Genomic DNA, 26,097 nt, shown 5'->3' with positions numbered 1-26,097 from the left:
GCGACGGGCCATGGAACGCTCAGAAACACGTCGTCCATGGCTCAACAGTCCAGCGGATTGCGCTTTTCAGGGTCGATGCCGAAGGTGGCGATGGCCTCGGCCACCACCTTCGCCTCGATCTCGCCGCGGTCGGCCAGGGCTTCCAGCGCCGCCAGCACGACCCAGTAACGATCGACTTCGAAGAAGTGGCGCAGTTTCTTGCGGGTATCGCTGCGGCCGAAGCCGTCGGTACCGAGCACCTTGTACTCGCGCCCCGGAATCCACTGGCGAACCTGATCGGCGTACAGCTTGATGTAGTCGGTGGAGGCGATCACCGGGCCCTTGCGGCCGCCCAGGCACTGCTCGACGTAGGTCTGCTGGGGCTTCTGGCCGGGGTGCAGACGGTTGTGGCGCTCCACTGCCAGGCCGTCGCGGCGCAGTTCGTTGAAGCTGGTAACGCTCCAGACGTCGGCGCCGACGCCGTACTGCTCTCGGAGGATCTTCGCCGCCTCGCGGACTTCCCGCAGGATGGTGCCGGACCCCAGCAACTGCACGTGCTGCGCGGTGTCCTTCTGCTCCTCTTCCAGCAGGTACATGCCCTTGATGATGCCTTCCTCAGCGTCCTTGGGCAGGGCCGGCTGGACGTAGGCCTCGTTCATCACGGTGATGTAGTAGAAGACGTTCTGCTGCTCTTCCATCATCTGCCGGATGCCTTCGCGGATGATCACCGCCAGCTCGTAGCCGTAGGTGGGGTCATAGGTGCGGCAGTTGGGGATGGTGGCGGCCATGATGTGGCTGTGGCCATCCTCATGCTGCAGGCCCTCGCCGTTCAGGGTGGTACGCCCCGAGGTGCCCCCCACCAGGAAGCCGCGGGTGCGGCTGTCGCCAGCGGCCCAGGCCAGGTCGCCGATGCGCTGGAAGCCGAACATCGAATAGAAGGTGTAGAACGGCAGCATCGGCTGGTTGTGGTTGCTGTAAGAGGTGCCGGCGGCGATGAACGAGCTCATGGCGCCGGCCTCGTTGATGCCTTCCTCGAGGATCTGGCCCTTCTTGTCCTCGCGGTAGAACATCACCTGGTCCTTGTCTACCGGCTCGTAGAGCTGGCCGACCGAGGAGTAGATGCCCAGCTGGCGGAACATGCCTTCCATGCCGAAGGTGCGTGCCTCGTCGGGGATGATCGGCACGATGCGCTGGCCCAGCTCCTTGTCCTTCACCAGCTGCGAGAGGATCCGCACGAAGGCCATGGTGGTGGAGATTTCACGGTCGCCGGTGCCGTCGAGGATCGCCTTGAGGGTATCCAGGGGCGGGGTCGGGATGCTGAAGCTCTGGCTGCGGCGTTGGGGCACGAAGCCGCCCAGGGCAGCGCGGCGCTCGGCCAGGTAGCGCGCCTCGGCGCTGCCTTCCTGGGGCCGGTAGAACGGCAGCTTCTCCAGGTCCTCGTCGCGGACCGGGACGTCGAAGCGGTCGCGGAATTTCTTCAGGCTCTCGACATCGACCTTCTTGGTGTTGTGGGCGGTGTTCTTCGCCTCGCCCGCGCCGGTGCCGTAGCCCTTGATGGTCTTGGCCAGGATCACGGTGGGCTGGCCCTTGTGGTTGACCGCCTGGTGGTAGGCCGCGTAGACCTTGTACGGGTCGTGGCCGCCACGGTTGAGCTTCCAGACTTCCTCGTCGGAGAGGTCCTTGACCATCTCCAGCAGCTCCGGGCGGGCGCCGAAGAAGTGCTGGCGCACGTAGGCCCCGTCCTTGGCCTTGTAGTTCTGGTATTCCCCGTCCACCACCTCGTCCATGCGCTGCTGAAGCAGGCCGTCGGTGTCCTTGGCGAACAGCGGGTCCCAGAAGCGGCCCCAGACCACCTTGTTGACGTTCCAGTTGGCGCCGCGGAAGTTGCCTTCCAGCTCCTGGATGATCTTGCCGTTGCCGCGCACCGGGCCGTCCAGGCGCTGCAGGTTGCAGTTGATGACGAAGATCAGGTTGTCCAGCTTCTCGCGGCCGGCCAGGGAGATGGCGCCCAGGGATTCCGGCTCGTCGCATTCTCCGTCGCCCATGAAGCACCAGACCTTCTGCTGGCCCTCGGGGATGTAGCCGCGGCTCTCCAGGTACTTCATGAAGCGGGCCTGGTAGATCGCCTGGATCGGGCCGAGACCCATGGACACCGTGGGGAATTGCCAGAAGTCCGGCATCAGCCACGGGTGCGGGTAGGAGGACAGGCCGTTGCCGTCCACTTCCTGGCGGAAGTTGGTCATCTGCTCTTCGCTGATGCGCCCTTCGAGGAAGGCCCGGGCGTAGATGCCGGGGGAGGCGTGGCCCTGGAAGTAGATGAGGTCGCCACCGTGCTCGTCGGTGGGGGCCTTGAAGAAGTAGTTGAAGCCGATGTCGTAGAGGGTGGCGCTGGAGGCGAAGCTGGAGATGTGGCCGCCGAGGTCCGGGTCGTGCAGGTTGGTACGCATCACCATGGCCAGGGCGTTCCAGCGCACCAGGGAGCGGATGCGGCGCTCCATGAACAGGTCGCCGGGCATCCGCGCCTCGTGGGTCACCGGGATGGTGTTGCGGTACGGCGTGGTGATGGCGTAGGGCAACTGGGTACCGCTGCGGGTGGCCAGTTCACCCATCCGGGTCATCAGGTAGTGGGCGCGCTCTTCGCCCTCCTTGTCGATGACGGATTCCAGGGCGTCCAGCCATTCCTGGGTTTCGACGGGATCGAGGTCTTGCATGGCTTGCTCCAGGGCGGAAAGGCTTCCAGAATCGGAGGCCTGTTTTTCGTGACCGGCCTCGTGGGCGGGCCGCGGCGAATTCTTGGATGGCCGGAAGGTTGGACCGGCTTTGTAGTTTTACTACAAACCGACGCCCGTTTCAGCATTTCCGACACATTATTTCGTAGTAAAACTACATTCAGGCGGTCGTCGACCGCAAGCGGCGGGCAGTTCGGGCATTGTCGACGGGGCGAGTCGCGCGCCGCCGGCACCGTCGCCGCACCGACGGCCCGGAAAGGATAGACCATGAGCCTGCCCCCGCTGGCCGACCTGCCGGCCTCCCTCGAGCCCTTGGGCGAACGCCTGCTGGCCGACCTCCGCGACCCTTCCCTGGACGATCCCGCGCGGGACAGCGCCCTGGCCGGCTGGCCCGAGGCCCGCTGGCAGGCGCTGCGGCGGGTCGGCGCGGCCAGCGACTTCGTCGCCGAGCAGGTCCGCCGCGACCCGGCCGGGTTCATCGCCTACGCGTCCAGCGGTGCGCTGGAGCAACCCCTGGCGCCTGGCGCCCTGCGGGATGCCCTGGTCGCCGCGCTGGAGGGGTGCGACGACGAGGACGAACTGGCGCGCCGGCTGCGGCGCTTCCGCAACCGCCAGCAACTGCGCATCGTCTGGCGCGACGTGACCCGCCAGGCCGACCTGCGGGAAACCTGCCGCGACCTCTCCGACCTGGCCGACGCCTGTATCGACCAGGCCTGCCACTGGCTCCACGGGCGCCTCGTCGCCCAGCTGGGCACGCCCACCGGCGGTCGCTCCGGGCAGCCGCAGCACCTGGTGATCCTCGGCATGGGCAAGCTGGGGGCAGGGGAGCTGAACCTGTCCTCGGACATCGACCTGATCTTCGGCTTCCCGGAGGGCGGCGAGACCGTCGGCGCGCGGCGACCGATGGACAACCAGGCGTTCTTCGTGCGCCTCGGCCAACGCCTGATCAAGGCGCTGGACACCATCACCGTGGACGGCTTCGTCTTCCGGGTCGACATGCGCCTGCGGCCCTATGGGTCGGTGGGGGGCTTGGCCCTGAGCTTCGCCGCCCTGGAGCAGTACTACCAGGACCAGGGCCGCGACTGGGAACGCTACGCCATGATCAAGGCGCGGGTGGTGGGCGGCGACCGCGAGGCCGGCCGGCAGCTGCTGGAGATGCTGCGACCCTTCGTCTACCGCCGCTACCTGGATTTCTCCGCCATCGAGGCGCTGCGCACCATGAAGCAGCTGATCCAGCAGGAAGTGCGGCGCAAGGGCATGGCCGACAACATCAAGCTGGGCGCCGGCGGCATCCGCGAGGTGGAGTTCATCGCCCAGGCCTTCCAGCTGATCCACGGCGGACGCGACCTCAGCCTGCAGCAGCGGCCGTTGCTGAAGGTGCTGGACACCCTGGAAGGGCAGGGTTACCTGCCGCCTGCGGTGGTGGCCGAGCTGCGCGACGGCTACGCCTTCCTGCGCTATGCCGAGCATGCGTTGCAGGCCATCGCCGACCGCCAGACTCAGATGCTTCCGGAAGACGCCGGCGAGCGGGCCCGGGTGGCGTTCATCATGGGCTTCGCCGACTGGCCGGCGTTCCTCGAACGCCTGCAGCACTGGCGCGAGCGCATCGACTGGCATTTCCGCCAGGTGATCGCCGACCCCGACGAGGACGAGGCGGGCACCGAGGACACGGTGATCGGCGCCCAGTGGCTGCCGCTGTGGGAAGAGGCGTTCGACCAGGAGGCGGTCTGCCGGCAACTGGAGGAGGCCGGCTTCAAGGCGCCGGCCGAGGCCTGGAAGCGCCTGGCGGACCTGCGTGATGGCGCCCAGGTACGGGCCATGCAGCGGCTCGGCCGGGAGCGCCTGGACGCCTTCGTGCCGCGCCTGCTGGCCCAGGTGGTGGAGCACGACGACCCGGACCTGGCCCTGGAGCGGGTGCTGCCCCTGGTGGAGCGGGTAGCGCGGCGCTCCGCCTACCTGGTACTGCTCAGCGAGAACCCCGGGGCGCTGCAGCGGCTGATCATGCTCTGCGCCAGCAGCCCGTGGATCGCCGAGCAGATCACCCGCTTCCCGCTGCTGCTGGACGAATTGCTCAACGAGGGCCGGCTGTTCAGCCCGCCCCAGGCACCGGAGCTGGCGGCCGAGCTGCGCGAGCGTCTGGCGCGCATTCCCGAGGAGGACCTGGAGCAGCAGATGGAGGCCCTGCGGCACTTCAAGCTGGCCCACAGTCTGCGGGTGGCGGCCTCGGAGATCGCCGGCACGCTGCCGCTGATGAAGGTCAGCGACTACCTGACCTGGCTCGCCGAGGCGATCCTCGACCAGGTGCTGGCCCTGGCCTGGCGCCACACCGTGGCCCGCCACGGCACTCCGCGGCGCCTCGACGGCGACCCCTGCGACCCGGACTTCATCATCGTCGGCTACGGCAAGGTGGGCGGCCTGGAGCTGGGCCACGGCTCCGACCTGGACCTGGTGTTCATCCACGACGGCGACCCCCAGGCGGAAACCGACGGCGCCAAGCCCATCGACGGCGCCCAGTTCTTCACCCGCCTGGGGCAGCGGATCATTCACCTGCTGACCACCCAGACCACCTCCGGCGCGTTGTACGAGGTGGACATGCGCCTGCGCCCGTCGGGGGCGGCGGGCCTGCTGGTCAGCTCCCTGGCGGCGTTCGGCCGCTACCAGCGCGGCGAGGCCTGGACCTGGGAGCATCAGGCCCTGGTGCGCGCGCGGGTGCTGGCCGGTTCGCCGCGGGTCGGCACGGCCTTCGAGGCGATCCGCGCCGAGGTGCTCGGCCGCGAGCGGGACGAGGCGGTGCTGCGCGGCGAGGTGAGCGAGATGCGCGCGAAGATGCGCGACAACCTCGGCACCCGCGCGACCGATGCCGGGCGTGCCCCGCAGGCCTTCGAGGCGGGCGCTCCGTTCGAGCTCAAGCAGGACGCCGGAGGTATCGTCGATATCGAATTTATGGTGCAATACGCGGCCTTGGCGTGGTCCCGGGCGCACCCCGCGCTGCTGCGCTACACCGACAACATCCGCATCCTGGATGGCCTGGCCGCGGCCGGCCTGCTCGCCGAGGCGGATGTCCACCTGCTGCAGGAAGCCTACAAGGCCTACCGCGCGGTGGCGCACCGACTGGCGCTGCAGAAGCAGCCGGCGGTGGTCGGCGGCGAGCAGTTCCACGACCAGCGGCGCGGTGTCATGCGCCTCTGGCAGGCACTCGGGCTGGCGTGACGCCGGCTCGGTTTCCCCGGCGATGAAAGACCCCCTGGCGGGACGCGGCCGGTCCGCGTTCCCCTCTCTCGCCCGGCGCGCGCCGGGCAGGACCTTCATTCTTTGAGGAGCAGGCAATATGTCGATGGCCGACCGTGATGGCGTGATCTGGTACGACGGCGAACTGGTGCAGTGGCGCGACGCGACCACCCACGTGCTGACCCACACCCTGCATTACGGGATGGGCGTGTTCGAGGGCGTGCGTGCCTACGACACCCCGGCCGGCACCGCGATCTTCCGCCTGCAGGCTCACACCGACCGCCTGTTCGACTCGGCGCACATCATGAACATGAAGCTGCCGTACTCGAAGGAACAGATCAACGAGGCGACCCGCGCCGCGGTGCGGGAGAACAACCTGGAAAGCGCCTACATCCGCCCCATGGTGTTCTACGGAAGCGAAGGCATGGGCCTGCGCGCCTCCGGCCTGAAGGTCCACGTCATCGTCGCTGCCTGGCACTGGGGCGCGTACATGGGCGAGGACGCGCTGAAGCAGGGCATCAAGGTCCGCACCAGCTCCTTCACCCGCCACCACGTGAACATCTCCATGACCCGCGCCAAGTCCAACGGCGCTTACATCAACTCCATGCTGGCCCTGCAGGAAGCCATTTCCGGCGGCGCCGACGAGGCGATGATGCTGGACCCGGAAGGCTACGTGGCCGAGGGCTCGGGGGAGAACATCTTCATCATCAAGGACGGTGTGATCTACACCCCGGAAGTCACCGCCTGCCTCAACGGCATCACCCGCCACACCGTGCTGACCCTGGCCGACAAGCTGGGCATCAAGGTGGTGGAGAAGCGCATCACCCGCGACGAGGTGTACATCGCCGACGAGGCCTTCTTCACCGGCACCGCCGCCGAAGTGACGCCGATCCGCGAGGTCGACGGCCGCCAGATCGGCGCCGGCAGCCGCGGCCCGGTGACCGAGAAACTGCAGACGGCCTACTTCGACCTGGTGTCCGGCAAGACCGACGCCCATGCCGAGTGGCGCACCCTGGTGAAGTGACCGGCCAGCCGTGGGTGGCGGGGGACGGACGGTTGATACCGCGCCGGCTCGCCGCCCATGGCCGGCGTCCGAGACTGTCCTGATGAGAATACTGATCGTAGGTCCGAGCTGGGTCGGCGACATGGTCATGGCGCAGACGCTGTTCGCCTGCCTGAAGCGCCGTCACCCCGACTGCCGGATCGACGTGCTGGCGCCCGACTGGAGCCGGCCGCTGCTGGAGCGCATGCCCGAGGTGAGCGAGGCGCTGAGCCTGCCCCTTGGCCATGGCGCCTTCGAACTGGCCACCCGACGACGGCTCGGTCGCGCGCTGAAGGGCCGCTACGATCAGGCGATCCTGCTGCCCAACTCGCTGAAGTCCGCGCTGATCCCGTTCTTCGCCGGCATCCCGACCCGCACCGGCTGGCGCGGCGAGATGCGCTACGGCCTGCTCAACGACCTGCGCACCCTGGACAAGCAGCGCTACCCGCTGATGATCGAGCGCTTCATGGCCCTGGCCTACCCGCCCGGGGCGGAGCTGCCGCAGCCCTACCCGCAGCCGTCGCTGCGCATCGAGGCCGCCAGCCGCGACGCGGCGCTGGACGCCTTCGGCCTGAGCCTGGACCGCCCGGTGCTGGCGCTGTGCCCCGGGGCCGAGTTCGGCGAGGCCAAGCGCTGGCCGTCCGAGCACTACGCCAAGGTGGCCGAGCTGAAGGTGCGCGCCGGCTGGCAGGTGTGGCTGTTCGGTTCGAAGAACGACCACCCGGTGGGCGAGGCCATCCGCTCGCGGCTGATCCCCGGCCTGCGCGAGGAAGTCACCAACCTCGCCGGGCAGACCAGCCTGGCCCAGGCCATCGACCTGCTGTCCTGTGCCGGCGCGGTGGTCTCCAACGACTCCGGGCTGATGCACGTGGCCGCCGCCCTGGACCGCCCGCTGGTGGCGGTCTACGGCTCCACCTCGCCGCTGTTCACCCCGCCGCTGGCCAGCCAGGTGGAGATCGTCCGCCTCGGCCTGGACTGCAGCCCCTGCTTCGACCGCACCTGCCGCTTCGGCCACTACGATTGCCTGCGCCAGCTCAAGCCGCGCCCGGTGATGGACGCCCTCGAGCGCCTGGTGGCAGACCCCGTCGAGGCCGTGGAATGAGAGTCTTGCTGGTCAAGACTTCCTCCCTGGGCGACGTCATCCACACGCTGCCGGCGTTGACCGACGCCGCCCGGGCAATTCCCGGCATCCGTTTCGACTGGGTGGTGGAGGAGGGCTTCGCCGAGATTCCCGCCTGGCATCCGGCGGTTGCCCAGGTCATCCCGGTGGCCATCCGCCGCTGGCGCAAGCACCCGCTGCAGACCCTGCGCAACGGCGAATGGGCGCGCTTCAAGCGCCGCCTGCGGGAAAACCGCTACGACCTGGTGATCGATGCCCAGGGCCTGCTCAAGAGCGCCTGGCTGACCCGCTACGCCCGTGGCCCGGTGGTCGGCCTGGACCGCGACTCGGCCCGCGAGCCCCTGGCCAGCCGCCTCTACACCCATGGCTACCCGGTGGCGTGGGACCAGCACGCGGTGGAACGGGTCCGCCAGCTGTTCGCCCAGGCCCTGGATTACCCGCTGCCCGCCGGCACCGGGGACTACGGCCTGCAGCGCGCGCCCCTGGCCGCCGGCGCCGAGGCGCCCTACCTGCTGTTCCTGCACGGCACCACCTGGCCCAGCAAGCATTGGCCGGAAGCCTACTGGCGACGCCTCGCCGAGCGCATGAGCGCCCGCGGCTGGGCGCTGCGCCTGCCCTGGGGCAACGACACCGAGAAGGCCCGCGCCGAGCGCATCGTCGCCGGCCTGGAGCAGGCCGCGGTGCTGCCGCGGCTGAACCTCGCCGGGATCGCCAAGGTGATCGCCGGCGCCCGCGCCTGTGTCGCCGTGGACACCGGCCTGGGCCACCTGGCCGCCGCCTTCGACGTGCCCACCGTCTCGCTGTACGGGCCAACCCTGCCGTCGCGGGTCGGTGCCTACGGCCGTGGCCAGGTCCACCTGTGCGCCCAGGGGCCGTACGCCGGCCAGGGCGACCGCCAGCGGCCGTGCTTCGACGAACTGCTGCCGGAGCAGGTGGCCACCGAACTGGACGCCCTGCTGCAGGCGTCGGAGCCTGTCCCATGCATCTAGCTTTCATCCTCTACAAGTACTTCCCGTTCGGCGGGCTGCAGCGGGACTTCCTGCGCATCGCCCTGGAGTGCCAGCGCCGCGGCCACGGCATCCGGGTCTACACGCCGATCTGGGAAGGCGAGGTCCCCGCGGGCTTCGACGTTCGGGTGGTGCCGGTGAAGGCGCTGTTCAACCACCGGCGCAACGAGAAGCTGCAGGCCTGGGTCGAGGCCGACCTGGCCCGGGACCCGGTGGACCGGGTGGTGGGCTTCAACAAAATGCCCGGGCTCGACGTCTACTACGCCGCCGACGGCTGCTTCGAGGACAAGGCCCAGACCCTGCGCAACGGCCTGTACCGCCAGTGGGGCCGCTACCGGCACTTCGCCGACTATGAGCGGGCGGTGTTCGACCCGGCGTCGAAGACCGAGATCCTGATGATCTCCGAGGTCCAGCAGCCGCTGTTCGTCAAGCACTACGGGACCCCCGCGGCGCGCTTCCACCTGCTGCCGCCGGGCATCGCCGCGGACCGCCGCGCGCCGGCCAACGCCGCCGAGATCCGCACCGCGTTCCGCCGCGAGTTCGGGCTGGGGGACGACGAGCGCCTGGTGGTGCAGATCGGCTCCGGCTTCAAGACCAAGGGCCTGGACCGCACCCTCAAGGCCGTCGCCGCACTGCCCCGTGCATTGCGCGGGCGCACCCGGCTGATCGCCATCGGCCAGGACGACCCCAAGCCGTTCCTGCTGCAGATGAAGGCCCTGGGCATCGCCGACCGGGTGAGCATCCTCAAGGGCCGCAGCGATATCCCGCGCTTCCTGCTGGGGGCCGACCTGCTGATCCACCCGGCCTACAACGAGAACACCGGCACCGTGCTGCTGGAGGCCCTGGTGGCCGGGCTGCCGGTGCTGGTCACCGATGTCTGCGGCTATGCCCACTACATCGCCGATGCCGACGCCGGCCAGGTGTTGCCCAGCCCCTTCGAGCAGCCGCGGCTGGACCGTGGCCTGGCCGACATGCTCGCCGACGACGAGGCCCGCGCCCGCTGGTCGCGCAACGGTCTGGCCTTCGCCGAACACGCCGACCTGTATTCCATGCCGGAGCGGGCGGCGGACGTGATCCTCGACGACGCCCGCCCGGTCGGCCACGAGGCCGCGCGCCGATGAAGCTGGTCCTCGCCGAACCCTTCAATACCCTCTGGGCCGGGCGCGACCCGTTCGCCGAGGTGGAGCGGCTGCAAGGCCAGGTCTACCGCGAGCTGGAGGGCCGCCGGACCCTGCGCACCGAAGTGGACGGGCGCGGCTACTTCGTCAAGATCCACCGCGGCATCGGCTGGGGCGAGATCGCCAAGAACCTGCTCAGCGCCAAGGCCCCGGTGCTGGGCGCCGGCCAGGAGTGGACCGCCCTGGAGCGCCTGCACCAGGCCGGCGTGCCCACCATGACCGCGGTAGCCTACGGCGAGCGGGGCGGCAACCCGGCGACCCAGCATTCCTTCATCGTCACCGAGGAACTGGCGCCCACCGTCAGCCTGGAGGACTTCAGCCTCGACTGGCCGCGCAACCCGCCGCCGCCGGCCCTCAAGCACGCGCTGATCGCCGAGGTGGCGCGGATGGTGGGCGACATGCACCGGGCCGGGGTCAACCACCGGGACTGCTACATCTGCCACTTCCTGCTGCACACCGACGCGCCGGTGCGCGCCGACGCGTTCCGTCTCTCGGTGATCGACCTGCACCGCGCCCAGACCCGCGCGGCGACGCCGCGCCGCTGGCGCGACAAGGACCTGGCCGCGCTGTACTTCTCCGCCCTGGACATCGGCCTGACCCGCCGCGACCGCCTGCGCTTCCTGCGCACCTACTTCCGCCACGCCGATGGCCGCGACGGGCTGCGCAGGGTCCTGCGCGAGGAAGCGCGCCTGCTGGCCTGGCTGGAGCGCAAGGCGGCCCGCCTGTACGCCCGCAAGCAGCGCTACGGGGACGCCCTCTAATGGCCGGCTGGAACCTGGCGCCGGAATACCGCGCCCTGGCCGAGGACTTCGGCAGCCTGGAAGCGGTGTTCGCCCTGCAGGGCGAGCGCCTGACCCGGGACCCGCTGTCGGAAGTGGTGCGGGTCCAGCGGGACGGCGTGCGCTACTACGTCAAGCGCTACTGGGGCGCCGGCAAGGGCCTGCGGCGCTACCTGGGGCGGCCGCGGGTGAAGGCCGAGTGGCAGAACCTGCGCCACTTCGCCCGCTGGGGCATCCCCACCGCGCCCATCGTCGGCTGGGGGCTGGAGCGCCAGGGCGGTGTGTTCACCCGCGGCGCGCTGATCACCCGGGAGCTGCCGGATACCCAGGACCTGGCCTTCCTCGCCAAGCACCATGACCCGCGGCTGGCCGACCGCCGCTGGGTCGACGGGGTCAGCCGCCAGCTGGCCGCCGCCACCCGCACCCTGCACCGCCACCACTTCGCCCACAACGACCTGAAGTGGCGCAACCTGCTGGTGGACGGCCAGGCGCAGCTGTTCCTCATCGACTGCCCCACCGGCTCGTTCTGGTGGGGGTTGCTGCTGCGTCGGCGCATCGTCAAGGACCTGGCCTGCCTGGACAAAGTGGCCAAGTACCAGCTGTCGCGCACCCAGCGCCTGCGCTTCTACCTGCATTACTGCGAGCGGCCACGTCTGGCGCCGGCGGACAAGGCGCACCTCGCGCAGATCCTGACGTACTTCGAGGGCCGCGAATGACCGATTTCATCGCCGAGGCCGACCGCGCGCTGCTGGAACGCCGCGGCTTGGCCGGCTACGACGCGCTGTGGGCCCTGGAGCTGGACGCGGTGGACGAGCCCAACGTCGAGCGCGGCGGCTGGAGCAGCGTCTACCGCCTGGACCTGGGGGACGCGGCGTTCTACCTCAAGCGGCAGAGCGACCACCTGACCCGCAGCCTGCGCCACCCCTTCGGCGAGCCCACCTTCGCCCGGGAATTCCGCAATATCCAGCGCTACCGGCGGCTGGGCATCCCGGCCCTGGAAGCGGTGTACTTTGGCGCTCGGCGGGTGCGGGGCGAGCAGCGCGCGCTGCTGCTGACCCGGGCCCTGGACGGCTGGACCGAACTGGATCGCTACCTGCCGGACTGGCCGCGCTTGGAGCCGGCGCGGCGCCAGGCGATCCTGCGCGCCTGCGGTGAGCTGGCGCGACGGCTGCACGGCGCCGGGCAGATGCACGGCTGCTTCTATCCCAAGCACATCTTCCTGCGGGAGCGCGACGGCGCCATCGAGGCGCGCCTGATCGACCTGGAGAAGACCCGCCCGCTGCTGTTCGGCTGGCGCGACCGGGTCAAGGACCTGGAGCCGCTGCTGCGCCGGGCGCCGGTCTGGCAGGAGGCCGACGTGCGCCTGATGCTGGCCGCTTACCTGGGGGAGGGCGGCGACGTCGACGGCTGGTGGCAGCGCCTGTCGCGGCGACGCCGGGACAAGGAGACGCGTCGGTGAGGCTGGATCAGCTCGCCGGCGCCGGCCGCGCCCCGACCCTGCCCCTGGACCTGTCGCTGGCGGACGGCGCCGGCACCGCCAGCCTGCGTCTGGAGCGCTGGCTGCGGGTACTGCCCGGGCGCCGCTACGTGGGCGTCGGCGACTGGCGCGGGCGGCGGGTGCTGGCCAAGCTGCTGGTGGGCGCGCGAGCGGCCCGGCAGTTCCAGCGCGAGCGCGACGGTGCGCGCCTGCTGGCCGACCAGGGCCTGGCGACGCCGGTGCTGCTGGCCGACGGCCTGGCGGAGGGGCAGGGCGGCTGGCTGCTGTTCGACTACCTGGACCAGGCGGAAAGCCTCGACGCCGCCTGGCGCGCGGTGGCCGACGACGTGCCGCTGTCCGACGCCCAGCAGGCGGTGATCGGCGAGGCCCTGGGCGCAGTGGCCCGGCTGCACGCCCGCGGCCTCTGGCAGGCCGACCTGCACCTGGACAACCTGCTGCGCCGCGATGGCGTGGTCTACCTGATCGACGGCGGCGCGGTACAGGCGGAAACCCCCGGCCAGCCGTTGTCCCGGGAGCGGGTGCTGGACAACCTGGGGGTGTTCTTCGCCCAGCTGCCACCGCGCCTGGAGCCCTACCTCGAGGACCTGCTGGTGCACTACCTGCTGGTCAACGCCGAGCACGCGCTGCCCCTGGAGCTGCTGCTGCAACGGGTGGCGCGGGTGCGCCGCTGGCGCCTGCGGGACTACCTGGACAAGGTGGGTCGCGACTGCAGCCTGTTCAGCGCGCGCATCGGCGCCTTCGGCCTGCGGGTGGTGAGCCGCGACCAGGTGGATGCCCTGGCACCCCTGCTGCAGGCGCCGGACCCGGCCCTGGAGCGCGGCGAGCTGTTCAAGACCGGCGGCACCGCCAGCGTCGCCCGGGTCGAGGGGGACGGCCGCTCGCTGCTGCTCAAGCGCTACAACGTGAAGAGCCCGCTGCACTGGCTCAAGCGCTGCTGGCGGCCCAGCCGCGCCTGGCACAGCTGGCGCGAAGGGCACCGCCTGCGCCTGCTGGGGATCGCCACGCCGCGCCCGCTGGCCGTGCTGGAGCGGCGAGTCTGCTGGCTGCGGGGACGCGCGTACCTGATTACCGACTACCTGCCCGGCCAGGATATACTCGCGCGTTTCCGGCCGTACCTCTCCGCGGACGGGCCGTTGCCCACGGATGCCGAGCTGGCGGCCCTGGACCGGTTGTTCGCCGCGCTGATCCGCGAGCGCATCAGCCATGGCGACCTCAAGGGGCACAACCTGCTCTGGGAGGACGACCGGGAGGGTGGACGCTGGTCGCTGATCGACCTCGACGCCATGCGTCAGCACCGCAGCCCGCGCCGCTTCGCCCGCGCCTACGCTCGCGACCGCGCGCGCTTCCTGCGCAACTGGCCGGAAGACAGCGCGCTGCACCGGCTGCTCGACGCCCGAATACCGACAACCGGCGATGGCCCTGAGGGCCCGACGCCGGCCTGATGGCGCCGCCGCTGGCGGCGCCGTGTACCCAACCGACTACCGCGGCCCCTCGTTCGGGCTGCGGGCTTGAAGAGGCTTTACCTGTGGCATTGACGATTTTCGGCCTTTCCGGCGCCCTGAGCCATGACCCCTCGGCCGCGCTGTACATCGACGGCAAGTTGGTCGCCGCGGTGGAGGAAGAGCGCTTCGTGCGCGACAAGCACGCGAAGAACCGCATGCCCTACGAGTCGGCCAAGTTCTGCCTGGAGCAGGCGGGCATCACCCCGGCCGACGTCGACGTGGTGGCCATTCCCTTCGCCCCCATCAGCCTGTTCGGCAAGGCCCGCTGGCACTACGCCAAGCGCTACCTGTACGCCCCGGACCGCGCCCTCGACGCGATCGTCCTGGGCAACCGGCGCTACCGCCGCTACCACAAGCGCATCCAGTGGTGCCTGCAGCAGCTGGGTTTCGACCTGAAGAAGATCAGGATCGAGCCGGTGGAGCACCACCTGGCCCATGCCTCCAGCGCCTACCACTGCTCGGGCTTCACCGAGAAGACCGCGATCCTCGGCATCGACGGCAAGGGCGAGTACGCCACCACCTTCTTCGGCTACGGCGAGAACGGCCGCATCCACAAGATCAAGGAGTTCTACGACCCGGACTCCCTGGGCGGGCTGTACGGCGCCATCACCGAGTACCTGGGCTTCGAGATGCTCGACGGCGAGTTCAAGGTGATGGGCATGGCGCCCTACGGTGATGCGGCCAAGTACGACTTCTCGCGGCTGGCCACCTTCACGGACGGCGAGCTGGTCATCAATACCGAGTACGCCAACGTCATCGGTTTCCGTCGCTACAAGGAAAATGGCAAGGGCTACTACTTCTCGCCCAAGCTGATCGAGTGGCTGGGGCCCAAGCGCGAGGGCGACATCGCCGACGACCCGTACATCCACTACGCGGCCAGCATGCAGGCGCTGTTCGAGAAGCTGGCCCTGGAGATGATGGACTACTACCTGGGCGACATCATCCGCGAGACCGGCAAGGTCGCCTTCGCCGGCGGCTGCGCGCTGAACGTCAAGCTGAACCAGAAGATCATCGCCCGGCCCGAGGTGAAGGAGCTGTTCGTCCAGCCCGCCTCCGGCGACGCCGGCACCGCGGTGGGCGCCGCCGCCTACGTGTCGCACCAGCGCGGCGTGCCGGTGGAGAAGATGGAGCACGTCTACCTCGGCCCGGCCTACAGCAACGAGGACGTGATCGCCGCCTGCGCCCGGCATCCGCAGCAGCCGCGCTGGGAGAAGATCGACGACGTGCCGGCGCGTATCGCCCGGATCATGGTGGACGGCAACCCGGTGGCCTGGTTCCAGGGCCGCATGGAGTTCGGCCCGCGGGCCCTGGGCGGGCGCTCCATCATCGGCTGCCCGAGCATTCCCGGGGTGGCCGACCGCATCAACGAGCAGATCAAGTTCCGCGAGCGCTGGCGGCCCTTCTGCCCGTCGATGCTGGATACCGTGGCGCCGCAGATGCTCAAGGTGGACCACCCGAGCCCGTTCATGACATTCACCTTCGAGGTGAACGAGGAATGGAAGCAGCGGGTGAGCGAGGTGGTGCACGAGGACGGCACCTCCCGCGCCCAGGTGCTGGAGCGCCGCCACAACCCGCGCTGGTACGACCTGATGCTGGCGCTGGAGACGCTCACCGGCAACGGGGTGTCCCTGAACACGTCGCTCAACCGGCGCGGCGAGCCGATGGTCTGCTCGCCCACCGATGCGCTGAACATGTTCTTCGGCTCCGACCTGCAGTACCTGATCATGGAAGACATCCTGGTGGTCAAGGACGGCCCGGCCCGGCGCGAGCCGGACTGAGGCCGCCATGAGCCACTCCCTGTGACCGGGCGCGCACGCCCGACGCCACCCGCGGCCGGCCCGCGGGTGCTGCAGTTCTGCCATGGCTACGATGGCCCCTTCCTCGACTGCGCCCGGCAGTACGCCAGCCTGTTCGCCGGCACGCCGTACGCGGTGACCACGGTCTACCTCACCGGCGCGCCGGACGAGGCGGTGGTGCGGGGCTCGGCCTCCGACGAGGTGATCTTCCTCGACTACCGCAGCCGCGACGTGCGCGGCCTCAAGCTCAAGGCCATCGCCGACCTGCGGCGCCTGCTGCGGGAGCGCGACGTGCGCCTGTGCATCGCCCACCGCTTCAAGCCGGTGTACGTGGCGCTGCTGGGCAGCCGCCTGCCGGTGATCGGCGTGCACCATGCCTTCGGTGACTACCACCGGCTGAGCCGGCGGGTGTTCGCCGGGCTGTTCCGCGCCCGGCTGCGCCTGCTGGGGGTCTCCGACGCGGTGCGCGACGACCTGCGCGCCAGCCTGCCCGACTGGCCGGCGTCCCACATCGAGACCCTGCACAACCGCCTCGACGTGGCCGCGGCCCAGGCCGGCCTGCTGTCCCGCGAGGACGCCCGCCGGGCCCTGGGTCTTTCCGCGGACGCCTGGGTGGTGGGCAACGTCGGCCGCCTGCACCCGGACAAGGACCAGGCCACCCTGATCCGCGCCTTCGCCCGGGCCCTGCCGGGGCTGCCGGCCGGCAGCCTGCTGGCGATCATGGGCAGCGGCCGCCTGGAGGCCGAACTGAAGGCCCTGGCGGCCGAAGAAGGCGTCGCCGACCAGGTGCGCTTCCTCGGCCAGGTAGCGGACGGGCGCCGCTATTTCCGCGCCTTCGACCTGTTCGCCCTGAGTTCCGACCACGAGCCGTTCGGCATGGTATTGCTGGAGGCCATGGCCGCCGGCGTGCCTCTGGCCGCCACCGCGTGCGGCGGTGCCCCGGAGGTGCTGGACGGCACCGGCGCGCTATTCCCCCTGTGCGATGCGACAGCTCTGGCCGACCTGCTGGTGCGCGCCGCCAGCGCCTCCCCCGCCGAGCGCGAGGCCGGAGTGCTGCGCCAGACGGAGCGGCTGGCGGAGCGTTTCAGCGACACGGCGGCCCGGGCGCGATTCTGGTCGCTGCCCATGACCGCCGACTACCGCTGAGGCCGCCATGCAGACTCCACTCCCCGAGCAGGCCTGGCTGGACAAGGCGCGTGCCCTGGACCGCTACCGCTGGCAGATGCTGCGGGAGCGCCATGGCCTGCTGGGCAGCGCCCTGCGCTTCGCCCGCGACGCGGCGGTGGATCTGGCATTCGGCTGGCGCGCGCGGCGGTGCCTGGCGCGCACGCCGGCCCCGCAGCCCTGCGAGATCCTGCTGCTGCAGTCGGCGCCCAAGGTGATCCCCTTCCAGCGCAAGAAACTACTCATCGAGACCCTGCGCGCCCGCGGCCACGCCCTGGTGGAGACCGCCCTGGACGAGCCGCGCCGCTTGCTGGCCGGGCGCTGCCTGGCGCCGCCGCCGCAGCGGGTGCCGCTGCGCTATTTCGGCTACGCCGCCCACGCCCAGTGGCTGGACGCCCACTACCAGCCGCGGCTGCTGCTCAACGACCGCAACGGCAGCCTGTTCACGCCGTTCCTGCGCCTGGCCCTCAATGCCCGAGGCGCCGTCCTGGTGCACCTGGCCCATGCCAGCACGGTGGAAGGCTCGCGGCGCCTGGGCATGAACGACTACGACTACTACTTCCTGTTCGGCCGCAGCTCCCTGGAGGCCCTGCAGGCGCGGCCGCTGCGCTTCGGCGCCTCCCAGGCAGTGCTCAGCGGCTCCCACATGATCGACGACGCCTACGCCCTGCCGCCGCCGGCGCCGGGCGGGCGCACGCTGCTGCTGCTGGGGGTGGGGCCGGACAAGGAAAAGGAACCGGGCTACCAGCGCACTTACGACCTGCTGCGGGACTGGGCCGAGCGGCATCCTGACTGGCGCCTGCTGGTCAAAGCCCACCCGCGCAGCGCCAGCGCCTTCTGGCGCGCGGCGGCCGGGCGCCTGGGCAACGTCGAGCTGCTGCCGCCGGCATGCGGCCTGGCCGAGGCCCTGGGACGCGCCTCGGCGGTGTTCAGCATCATCTCCAACGCGGTGATCGAGGCGACCCTGGCGGGCCGCCCGGTGATTTACGTGAACGTTTCCGGCGAAGCGGATATCTTTGAGCAGGAGCGCTTCTTCGGACCTGCCGTACGCGACCTGCCCACACTGGAATCGCGCCTGGCGGCGCTGGAGCACACCCATCCAATGGAACTGGAAAAATCCAGGCAATTCTGTGAATTTCATCTGGCTCACCGTGTCGCAGGTCTGGCGAACACCGTCGAGGTACTCGAGGCCCTGTTGCAAGGCCGTTCCCGGGATGTCGCCTGTCATCCGCTGCCCCCGGCCCGTCCGGAACCGGCCTGACATGACCTCCGCTACCCTTCCCGCGAGAACCGGCGTGTGAGCAGTGCACCTTCCTTCCTCGATCACGTGTTCGTGATCAACCTGGATTCCCGCGCCGACCGCTGGGCCGAGATGCAGCGGCAGTTCGCCCGCTTCGGCATCGTCGACGCGCGCCGCTTCCCGGCGATTCGCCCGGGGCTGGAGATCGTCGAGCGCGACGAACTGGCCCGCCTGCACACGTTTCTGCGTTACACCGACGGCGACAGCCCGAGCCTGGCGAACAAGGTCCGCGCCACCTGGGGGTGCATGCAGAGCCACCTGGGGGCGATCCGCCAGGCCCAGGAAGCCGGCCTGCCGTATGCCCTGATCCTCGAGGACGACTGCGTGTTCGAGCCCTATACCCTGCCGGTGCTGCGCCAGGTGGAGCGCCAGCTGCAGGGTGTGGAGTGGGACCTGCTGTACCTGGGCGGCACCCTGAAGAAAGGCGGCCGGCGCAGCCGCTTCTCCGCCAACCTCAAGCGCGTGTCCCGGGTGCGCCTGGCCCACGCCTACGTGGTCCACGCGCGGCTGTTCTCGCGAATCCTGGCGGAGGCCAGCCGCTCCGGTCTGCCCCTGGACTGGTATTACTCGGAGAACCTGCAGCCCGAGGTGGCCACCTTCATGGTCAGCCCGACCCTGGCCAACCAGCGCTTGAACGACCTGAGCGACATCGAGGCGGTGAGCCGCCAGCCGAAACTGAAATTCCGCAAGGCACTGGTCCGGTGCTGGAGCCGGATCCGCTACTGGAGCCACCTGTGCTGAATCGCGCGTCGCCGCCCGCCATCGCCGAGCCGCTGCCGCTCGATACGCCGCTCCCCATCCCCGCGCTGGACCTGCGCCGCGACTGGCTGGCCCTGTGGCTGTCGGCCGGGCTGCTCTGGTGGCTGCTGGGGATGCCGCTGCTGCCGTCCAGCAAGCACTACCACCAGGGCCTGATGGCGCTGTTCTGGCTTCCCGGGCTGGTGGCGCTGGTGCGCCATGGCCCGCTGCGGCGGGCCTGGGGCCAGCCGATGATGATCCTGCTGCTGGCCTTCGCCGCCTGGTCGGCCCTGAGCTGGACCTGGGGGCCGCCGACGGTACCCGCGGGCGAGCTGAAAATCTTCTTCTACATCCTGCTGGCGGCCAACGCCGTGCTGGCCCTGGCCTGCCTGTCGCCGGTGCTGTTCTGGCGCAGCCTGGCCCTGGCGGGCCTGCTGGCGGGTTTTTGTGCCTGGCTGGCGCTGGCCTATTTCTACGGCTGGCAGGGCCATGGCTGGCGCGACCGGGTGGTGGGCACCGGGCTGTTGAACCACCCGATCCTCGCCGCCCAGGTGTTCGGCGCCCTGGGCGTGGTGATGGTGGGCCTGCGCCAGCAGGTGCCGCTGCCCGCCACGGCGCGTCGGCTTGCCTGCTGGCTGAGCGGCGCCGGCTACCTGGCGTTTCTGGTGATGAGCCAGTCCAAGGGGCCCTGGCTGGCGGCGGCGCTCACCGTGCTGCTGATTCCCCTGTGGTGGCGCGACACCCGCGCCGGGGTAGGGGTCGCGCTGTTCTCCGCGGCAGGCCTGTTCGCCCTGTGGATGTGGCCGGACTTCATGATGCAGCGCGGGCTGTCGTTCCGCCCCGAGCTGTCCGACCTGGCCTGGCGCCAGTTCCTCCAACACCCGCTGCGCGGCCTCGGCTTCGCCACCGACTACCTGCTGGTGATCAACCCCACCCTGGCCTTCGAGCACGCCCACAACGTCTACCTGCACATCGCCATCCGCCTCGGGGCGGTGGGCCTGGGACTCTGGGCGGCGATGCAGGTCCTGGCGCTCTGGGGCTTCTGGCGCGCCCGGGCCACCCCCGTGGCGCGTGGGCTCTGCGCGCTGATGTGCTTCGCCTGCCTGGCCATGCTCACCGACGGCGTCGGCCCCTGGGTCAAGCCGCGGGAGGAATGGTTCTGCAGCTGGATGCCGCTGTTCATCGGCATGGCCTGGTTGACCCTGCAGCGCCAGGCGCGCCTGGCTGCTGCCGTGCCGGCCATCGCCGAGCGGGCCGCGCCGCTTGCCGCTGAGCGTCCCGTGAGCGGGGCCTGCCCGGCCGTTCTCGTTTCGCCCAAGGACCGACAGAAGGCATTCGGCGACCATGGATGAGCAGATCCAGGCGGCCTCGCCGCTGTTGCAGCGTTACTTTGACGGGGGCGAGAGCCTCGCCCGCATGCGCCACAGCCGCTCCGGTCCGGTGATCATCTTCGCCTCGGGGCCGTCCGCCGCCGGCTTTCCCCTGGACCGCTACCGGCACCTGCCGATGATGGCGGTGAACGGTTCCATCGTGCGCTTCGCCGAGCTGGGCATCCGCCCGCTGTTCTACCTCTGCGACGACCGCGGCTTTGTCCTCGACCGCCTGCCCCTGGCGATCCAGGGCGTGAGCCTGGCGGAGCGTGCCGGCCTCGGCCTGGATGCCCTGAAGACCCTGCTGGGACTCGCCCCCGAGTGCCTGGACGGGCGCGAGGTGCACCTGATGCAGCGGGTCAACCGGCCCCTGGAGGGCGAGCCGCTGTCCAACCGCCGCTACGCCTGGCAAGTGCGCAACGACCCGGACATCGAGTGCGGGTTCTCGCTGTTCCGGCAGAAGCCCAACCGCATCGGCTTCAGCCGCAACCTCGGCAAGGGTTACTTCGGTAGCCGCACGATTCCCTATGCGGGCCTGCAGCTGGCCCATCATCTGGGGTTCGACAAGGTGTTCCTGGTGGGGCTGGACCTCAACCCCGGTCCGGGACGGTTCTACGAGCAGGGGCCGGACGCGGTGCCCAGCCGGATCGACGACGACTACGCCGACTACATCCTGCCCAGCTTCGAGCTGATGGCGCGGCGGGTTTCCGGGCCGGGCTTCCAGGTCTACAACCTGTCGACCGGCAGCCGCCTGCCGGACAGCCTGGTGCCGAAGATCGGCCTCGATCAGCTGGACGCGCTGCTGGCCTCGGCGTAGCAGCGCATCAGCCGCTCCCAGGGGAAATCCTCCACCTTGCGCCGCTGCAGGTAGCTGCGCAGGTGCTCGAAATTGCGCTGCACCAGCGGCCGGCCCAGGGGGCGCCCCTTGAAGCGGATGTCGAGGAAGTCGATCAGGCCGAACTCGCCGACCGGGGTCAGCAGGATGTTGCCCAGGTGCAGCGAGCGGAAGTAGATGCCGCGGCGGTGCAGCTCCAGGATGTAGCGCGCCAGGGCCGGTACCTGCTGGTCGAAGTCGGCGCGGCTGTGGCGGAACAGGGTATCCAGCGGCTGGCCCACCAGCGGGTGGTAGAGGCAGGCGCTGACCGCCTGGGGACGGTCCAGCCAGTAGCAGTCGATGACCCGCGGGGTGTGTATGCCCAGGGCCTGCAGGCGCTCGGCGTGGGCCTGGAAGCGACACGCGGCCGGGCGCAGGCGGTTGAGCAGGCGGTTGCCCCGGGCGCGGAAGATCTTCAACAGCTCGCCGCTGGCCAGCTTCACCACCTTCGGTCCGAGGCTGTCTTTTTCCAGCAGCTCTCCCTGGCTCAGCCAGTCTTGTAATTCGTTCGCTGTTACAATCCGCATCTTGTCTCTCTAGCCAGTCGTACGAGGCTCGCCGAATGGCCAATTCCGCCCAGCAATCCAGTATGAAGATCTACCTGCGATTGCTGAAATACGTTCTACCGTACTGGATTCCCTTCGCCATCAGCATCCTGGGATTCCTGCTGTTTGCCTCCAGCCAGCCGATGCTGGCCGACATGCTGAAGTATTTTCTCGATGGTCTGCAGCAACCCAAGGACGCGATGCTGCTGGGCATACCGCTGGTGGTCGGCGTGCCGCTGCTGATTGTACTCATTGCCATCTACCAGGGCATAGGTTCATTTCTCGGTAACTATTACCTGGCCAAGGTGGCGCGCGGGGTGGTGCACGACCTGCGCTGCGAGCTGTTCGACAACATGCTCACCCTGCCCAACCGCTACTTCGACAACACCAACTCCGGCCACCTGATCTCCCGCATCACCTACAACGTGACCATGGTCACCGGCGCCGCCACCGACGCCATCAAGGTGGTGATCCGCGAAGGCATGACGGTGATCTTCCTGTTCGGCTACCTGCTGATGATGAACTGGCGCCTGACCCTGGTGATGGTGGCGATCCTGCCCATCGTCGCGCTGATGGTGACCACCGCCAGCCGCAAGTTCCGCAAGCAGAGCAAGAAGATCCAGGTGGCCATGGGGGACGTCACCCACGTCGCCTCCGAGGCCATCCAGGGCTACCGCGTGGTCCGCAGTTTCGGTGGCGAACGTTACGAACAACAGCGCTTCCACGACGCCAGCGCCGACAACATGAATCGCAGCCTGGCCATGACCCGCACCCAGTCCATCTACACGCCGATGCTGCAGCTGGTGATCTACATCGGCATGGCGGTGCTGATGTACCTGGTGCTGTACATGCGCGGCGACGCCACCCCCGGTGCGCTGATCGCCTACATCACCGCCGCCGGCCTGCTGCCCAAGCCGATCCGCCAGCTGTCGGAAGTGAGCGCCACCATCCAGAAGGGCGTGGCCGGCGCCGAGAGCATCTTCGAGCAGCTGGACAGCGAGCCCGAGCCCGACCTCGGGCGGGTCGAGCGGGACGCCCTCAACGGCCGGCTGGAGGTCAACGACCTGACCTTCCGCTACCCGGGCAGCGAGAAGCCGGTGCTGGAGAACATCTCCTTCGTCGCCGAGCCGGGGCAGATGGTGGCCCTGGTGGGCCGCTCCGGCAGCGGCAAGTCGACCCTGGCCAACCTGATCCCGCGCTTCTACCGCCATGACACCGGGCAGATCCTGCTGGACGACGTGGACGTGCAGGACTTCACCCTGCGCAACCTGCGCCGGCACATCGCCCTGGTGACCCAGCACGTGACCCTGTTCAACGACACGGTGACCAACAACATCGCCTACGGCGACCTGGCGGGCGCTCCCGACGAGGCCGTGCGCCGGGCCACCGCGGCGGCCTACGCCGACGAGTTCATCGAGCGCCTGCCCCAGGGGTATCGCACCCTGGTAGGGGAGAACGGCGTGCTGCTCTCCGGCGGCCAGCGCCAGCGCCTGGCCATCGCCCGGGCGTTGCTCAAGGATGCCCCGCTGCTGATCCTCGACGAGGCCACCTCGGCCCTGGACACCGAGTCCGAACGGCACATCCAGGCGGCCCTGGACGAAGTGATGAAGGGCCGTACCACCCTGGTGATCGCCCACCGCCTCACCACCATCGAGAAGGCCGACCTGATCCTGGTGATGGATCAGGGGCGCATTGTCGAGCGCGGCACCCACCGCGAACTGCTGGCGCGCAACGGCTACTACGCGCGCCTGCACGCCAAGCAGTTCGAAGAGCGTCACGAGGACGCCGGGCTGGAGCCGAGCGTTTGATCCCCGACGTGCTGCGCGCCTGGCGCGAGCGCGGCTGGACGCCCATCGACGCCGCCGACTACGCCGCCGCCTGGGCCCGCTTCGGCGGCAGCGTCGCCACCCACCCCCAGGTGGTGGAGCGCCTCGCCGGCCTGGCGGGCATCCCGGTGCGCTACCTGGGCTGGCTGCGGGACGGCGAGGTGCGCGGGGCGCTGCCGGTCTGGGGCCGTCACCTGGCGCTGTCCAAGGACGTGCTCAAGCGCCGCGGCCGGCGGGGCCTGTTCGACCTGGGCAATGCCGAGGTGATCCTGCCGGTGGCCGAGGGCGAGCGTTTGCCGGTGCGCCAGCGCATGCGCTACGTGTCCGAGCTCAACGCCGCCAGCGTCGAGACCCTGCGGGTGCAGCCCGAGGGGCTGGCCCTGGCCCGGGAGCCGGAGGACTACAGCAAGAAATTCCGCTACAACCAGCGCCGCGAGCAGCGCCTGCTGGAAGAGGCGGGCGGGGCGATCCAGCCCATGGCCACGCTGGGCCCGGCCGAGCAGGCGACGATCTACGCCGACCTGTTCCAGCGCCGCTGGGGCTTCGAGGCCCCCGGCAAGGCGCGCCTGGAGGAGGTCTTCGGCCTGCTGCGGGAATTCATGACCGGCTCGCTGATCTACCTCAACGACGAGCCGGTGGCGATCCAGGTGCTGTACCGTGTCGAGGCGCCCCGCTGGATCAGCCTGGAGTACATCAACGGCGGCGTCGACCCGGTCAACCGCGCCTTCAGCCCCGGCAGCGTGCTCAGCTTCGTCAACACCCAGGACGCCTGGGCCGAGGCCCGGGCGGTGGGCAAGCCGTTGCGCTATTCCTTCGGCCGCGCGGACCGTGAATACAAGGATCGCTGGTGCCGGCGCGTGGCGGTCTACCAGGTCTGAGCCGGCTGCGGAGGTCGCCATGAGTCGCAAACAGCAACTGCTCGCCCATCACCGCCGGCGCAAGCGCCTGGTGCTGCTGGCCGGCCTGGTGGTTCTCGGCCTGCTGGGGGTGCTGGTCGCCTGGTGGCTGGTGCCGCTGCTGCTGGCGCTGGCCTTCGTCGCCCACGAAGTGTGGTTCGCCGACCACCTGTTCTACCCACCGGATGCGGACTATCGCTTCGCCTTCCCGGCGGACACACCGACCCTGGCGGCCCGCCTCGAAGCCGGCCACCTGCGGCTGGACGGCGTCTGCGGCGAGGCCGATACGCTGATCCTGGAGGTGACCGTGCGCGCCGGCTGGCTCGGCCGCTGGTTCGACCCCCAGGTGTGGCTGGGCGACGACCGCCAGGACCTGGAGCGCGGCGCCGACGGCCGCCGTTACCTCAACTTGTCCGGCCAGGCCACGGCCCTCGACGCCGGCACCCTGCGCGTGCGCAGCCGCTTCTGCCGCCTGGCGGAAACGGCGACCCTCCACGTCATGACCAACCCCGACTACCGCCAGCGCCGGGTGCTGGTGCTGGCGCCCCATGCGGATGACGCCGAGCTGGCCGCCTTCGGCCTCTACGGACGCTGCGCCGACGCCAGCGTGGTGACCGTGACCCAGGGCGAAGTGGAGGCCGAGCGCTATCGCCGGCTGGGCCTGGACGCCGCGGCGGCCGCTCGCCTGAAGGGGCGCCTGCGCACCTGGGACAGCCTGGCGGTGCCGCTCTGGGGCGGCGTGCCGGCGCAGCGTTGTGTGCAGTTGGGCTACTACTGCCTGCAGCTGCCGGCCATGGCCGCCGCGCCGGAGCAGCCCTTCGGTTCGCGGGAATCGGGCAGCGCCGACATCTGCGAGGCCCGTGGCGGCAACCCGCTGGTCCTGCCGGGGGACGCGGATGGCCAGCCCACCTGGTGCAACCTGGTGGCCGACCTCGCGGCGCTGCTGGAGCATTTTCGCCCCGAGGTGGTGGTGACGCCCCACCCGCAGCTGGACCCCCATCCCGACCACATCGCGGCCACCCAGGCCCTGCTGCAGGCCGTGCAGGACTGCGCCTGGCAGCCCGCGACCCTGTTGCTCTACGCCAACCACCTGTACGACAACGACCGCTGGCCCATGGGCCCGGCGGAGGCCGGCGTCGCTCTGCCGCCGGTGTTCACCCCGCTGCCGGCCGATCGCCTGTGGAGCCCGCTGCTGGACCGCGACGCCCGCCTGGACAAGGCCATGGCCCTGGCCATGCAGCACGACCTGCAGGGGCCGTTGCCGGCGAAGCAGCGTCTGCGCCGGGTGCTCCAGCGGGTGTTCGGCGGGCGGCGCTGGCCGGCCACCGGCGAGGACGAGTTCTTCCGCAAGGCGGTGCGCCGCCACGAGTTGTTCTGGGTGCGGGACTTGACCTAGGGTCTGTACGAGAAATGCCGGCGCTGGGTGAGGCGTCCTCAAAAAAGGATTTGGACGGCCATTCACCGCGCGTAGACGCCGCGTCCTCATCTGTTTCTGCCTCGCCAGGCCTTCGCTCGACGAGGTTTCG

The 26,097-nt window shown here is 69.9% G+C and carries 20 protein-coding genes; 18 read left to right on the top strand and 2 right to left on the bottom strand.

Going from position 1 to position 26,097, the window contains the following annotated elements; all coding sequences use genetic code 11:
* Positions 1 to 41 precede the first annotated feature (41 nt).
* Positions 42 to 2,690, bottom strand: coding sequence for a pyruvate dehydrogenase (acetyl-transferring), homodimeric type (aceE, locus tag FM069_RS15080; RefSeq protein ID WP_143489190.1), 2,649 nt, complete (start codon positions 2,688 to 2,690; stop codon positions 42 to 44).
* Positions 2,691 to 2,975: 285 nt separating this feature from the next.
* Here aceE and glnE point away from each other — a divergent pair, with 285 nt between their 5' ends.
* From glnE to FM069_RS15005, 15 genes are all read left to right on the top strand, one after another.
* On the top strand, positions 2,976 to 5,918 hold the full coding sequence (glnE, locus tag FM069_RS15075) for a bifunctional [glutamate--ammonia ligase]-adenylyl-L-tyrosine phosphorylase/[glutamate--ammonia-ligase] adenylyltransferase (RefSeq protein WP_143489189.1): 2,943 nt from the start codon (positions 2,976 to 2,978) through the stop codon (positions 5,916 to 5,918).
* A gap of 118 nt (positions 5,919 to 6,036) precedes the next feature.
* Positions 6,037 to 6,960, top strand: a complete 924-nt coding sequence (locus tag FM069_RS15070; protein WP_143489188.1) for a branched-chain-amino-acid transaminase — start codon at positions 6,037 to 6,039, stop codon at positions 6,958 to 6,960.
* Positions 6,961 to 7,042: 82 nt separating this feature from the next.
* Positions 7,043 to 8,080 (top strand): lipopolysaccharide heptosyltransferase II, encoded by a 1,038-nt coding sequence (gene waaF / locus FM069_RS15065; protein ID WP_143489187.1) that lies wholly within the window; start codon positions 7,043 to 7,045, stop codon positions 8,078 to 8,080.
* Complete coding sequence (gene waaC, locus FM069_RS15060) at positions 8,077 to 9,087, top strand: lipopolysaccharide heptosyltransferase I (protein ID WP_143489186.1); 1,011 nt, start codon at positions 8,077 to 8,079, stop codon at positions 9,085 to 9,087. The genes waaF and waaC overlap by 4 nt, the downstream gene beginning before the upstream one ends.
* Positions 9,078 to 10,226: a glycosyltransferase family 4 protein gene (locus tag FM069_RS15055; RefSeq protein ID WP_143489185.1), complete on the top strand. Its 1,149-nt coding sequence runs from the start codon at positions 9,078 to 9,080 to the stop codon at positions 10,224 to 10,226. Before waaC ends, FM069_RS15055 begins: the two co-directional genes overlap by 10 nt.
* Positions 10,223 to 11,044 carry a lipopolysaccharide core heptose(I) kinase RfaP gene (gene rfaP / locus FM069_RS15050; RefSeq protein WP_143489184.1) on the top strand — a complete coding sequence of 274 codons (822 nt, stop codon included), beginning with the start codon at positions 10,223 to 10,225 and terminating at the stop codon, positions 11,042 to 11,044. The genes FM069_RS15055 and rfaP overlap by 4 nt, the downstream gene beginning before the upstream one ends.
* Positions 11,044 to 11,778 carry a lipopolysaccharide kinase InaA family protein gene (locus tag FM069_RS15045; protein ID WP_143489183.1) on the top strand — a complete coding sequence of 245 codons (735 nt, stop codon included), beginning with the start codon at positions 11,044 to 11,046 and terminating at the stop codon, positions 11,776 to 11,778. Before rfaP ends, FM069_RS15045 begins: the two co-directional genes overlap by 1 nt.
* Complete coding sequence (locus FM069_RS15040) at positions 11,775 to 12,521, top strand: lipopolysaccharide kinase InaA family protein (protein WP_143489182.1); 747 nt, start codon at positions 11,775 to 11,777, stop codon at positions 12,519 to 12,521. Before FM069_RS15045 ends, FM069_RS15040 begins: the two co-directional genes overlap by 4 nt.
* Entirely contained in the window at positions 12,518 to 14,002 is a 1,485-nt protein-coding gene (locus tag FM069_RS15035; RefSeq protein WP_143489181.1) for a lipopolysaccharide kinase InaA family protein, read from the top strand. The genes FM069_RS15040 and FM069_RS15035 overlap by 4 nt, the downstream gene beginning before the upstream one ends.
* Positions 14,003 to 14,085: 83 nt before the next feature.
* The gene (locus FM069_RS15030) at positions 14,086 to 15,840 is read left to right on the top strand and encodes a carbamoyltransferase family protein (RefSeq protein WP_143489180.1); all 1,755 of its coding nucleotides are present in this window, start codon (positions 14,086 to 14,088) and stop codon (positions 15,838 to 15,840) included.
* 21 nt (positions 15,841 to 15,861) lie between these two features.
* The gene (locus tag FM069_RS15025; protein WP_143489179.1) at positions 15,862 to 17,004 is read left to right on the top strand and encodes a glycosyltransferase; all 1,143 of its coding nucleotides are present in this window, start codon (positions 15,862 to 15,864) and stop codon (positions 17,002 to 17,004) included.
* 7 nt (positions 17,005 to 17,011) lie between these two features.
* On the top strand, positions 17,012 to 18,283 hold the full coding sequence (locus FM069_RS15020) for a glycosyltransferase family protein (RefSeq protein WP_143489178.1): 1,272 nt from the start codon (positions 17,012 to 17,014) through the stop codon (positions 18,281 to 18,283).
* A gap of 36 nt (positions 18,284 to 18,319) precedes the next feature.
* On the top strand, positions 18,320 to 19,063 hold the full coding sequence (locus FM069_RS15015) for a glycosyltransferase family 25 protein (RefSeq protein WP_233282051.1): 744 nt from the start codon (positions 18,320 to 18,322) through the stop codon (positions 19,061 to 19,063).
* A complete protein-coding gene (locus FM069_RS15010; protein WP_143489177.1) occupies positions 19,057 to 20,412 on the top strand; it encodes an O-antigen ligase family protein in 1,356 nt (451 codons plus the stop codon). Before FM069_RS15015 ends, FM069_RS15010 begins: the two co-directional genes overlap by 7 nt.
* Complete coding sequence (locus FM069_RS15005; RefSeq protein ID WP_143489176.1) at positions 20,405 to 21,247, top strand: lipopolysaccharide core biosynthesis protein; 843 nt, start codon at positions 20,405 to 20,407, stop codon at positions 21,245 to 21,247. The genes FM069_RS15010 and FM069_RS15005 overlap by 8 nt, the downstream gene beginning before the upstream one ends.
* Here the strand turns inward: FM069_RS15005 and FM069_RS15000 are convergent.
* Positions 21,217 to 21,831 (bottom strand): lipopolysaccharide kinase InaA family protein, encoded by a 615-nt coding sequence (locus FM069_RS15000; protein ID WP_143489175.1) that lies wholly within the window; start codon positions 21,829 to 21,831, stop codon positions 21,217 to 21,219. The two genes, FM069_RS15005 and FM069_RS15000, sit on opposite strands and share 31 nt — an antisense overlap.
* 35 nt (positions 21,832 to 21,866) lie before the next feature.
* Here FM069_RS15000 and msbA point away from each other — a divergent pair, with 35 nt between their 5' ends.
* Genes msbA through FM069_RS14985 form a run of 3 tightly spaced genes read left to right on the top strand, consistent with a single transcriptional unit; the run spans position 21,867 to position 25,967 of the window.
* Positions 21,867 to 23,657, top strand: a complete 1,791-nt coding sequence (gene msbA, locus FM069_RS14995) for a lipid A export permease/ATP-binding protein MsbA (RefSeq protein ID WP_143489174.1) — start codon at positions 21,867 to 21,869, stop codon at positions 23,655 to 23,657.
* Positions 23,657 to 24,553, top strand: a complete 897-nt coding sequence (locus tag FM069_RS14990) for a GNAT family N-acetyltransferase (RefSeq protein ID WP_143489224.1) — start codon at positions 23,657 to 23,659, stop codon at positions 24,551 to 24,553. The genes msbA and FM069_RS14990 overlap by 1 nt, the downstream gene beginning before the upstream one ends.
* Positions 24,554 to 24,572: 19 nt before the next feature.
* Positions 24,573 to 25,967, top strand: coding sequence for a PIG-L deacetylase family protein (locus FM069_RS14985; RefSeq protein WP_143489173.1), 1,395 nt, complete (start codon positions 24,573 to 24,575; stop codon positions 25,965 to 25,967).
* Positions 25,968 to 26,097 lie beyond the last annotated feature (130 nt).

It is taken from the genome of Pseudomonas mangiferae (genome assembly GCF_007109405.1).
In the GTDB taxonomy this organism is placed as follows: domain Bacteria; phylum Pseudomonadota; class Gammaproteobacteria; order Pseudomonadales; family Pseudomonadaceae; genus Pseudomonas_T; species Pseudomonas_T mangiferae.
This window is presented reverse-complemented; position numbering and strand designations above follow the sequence as displayed.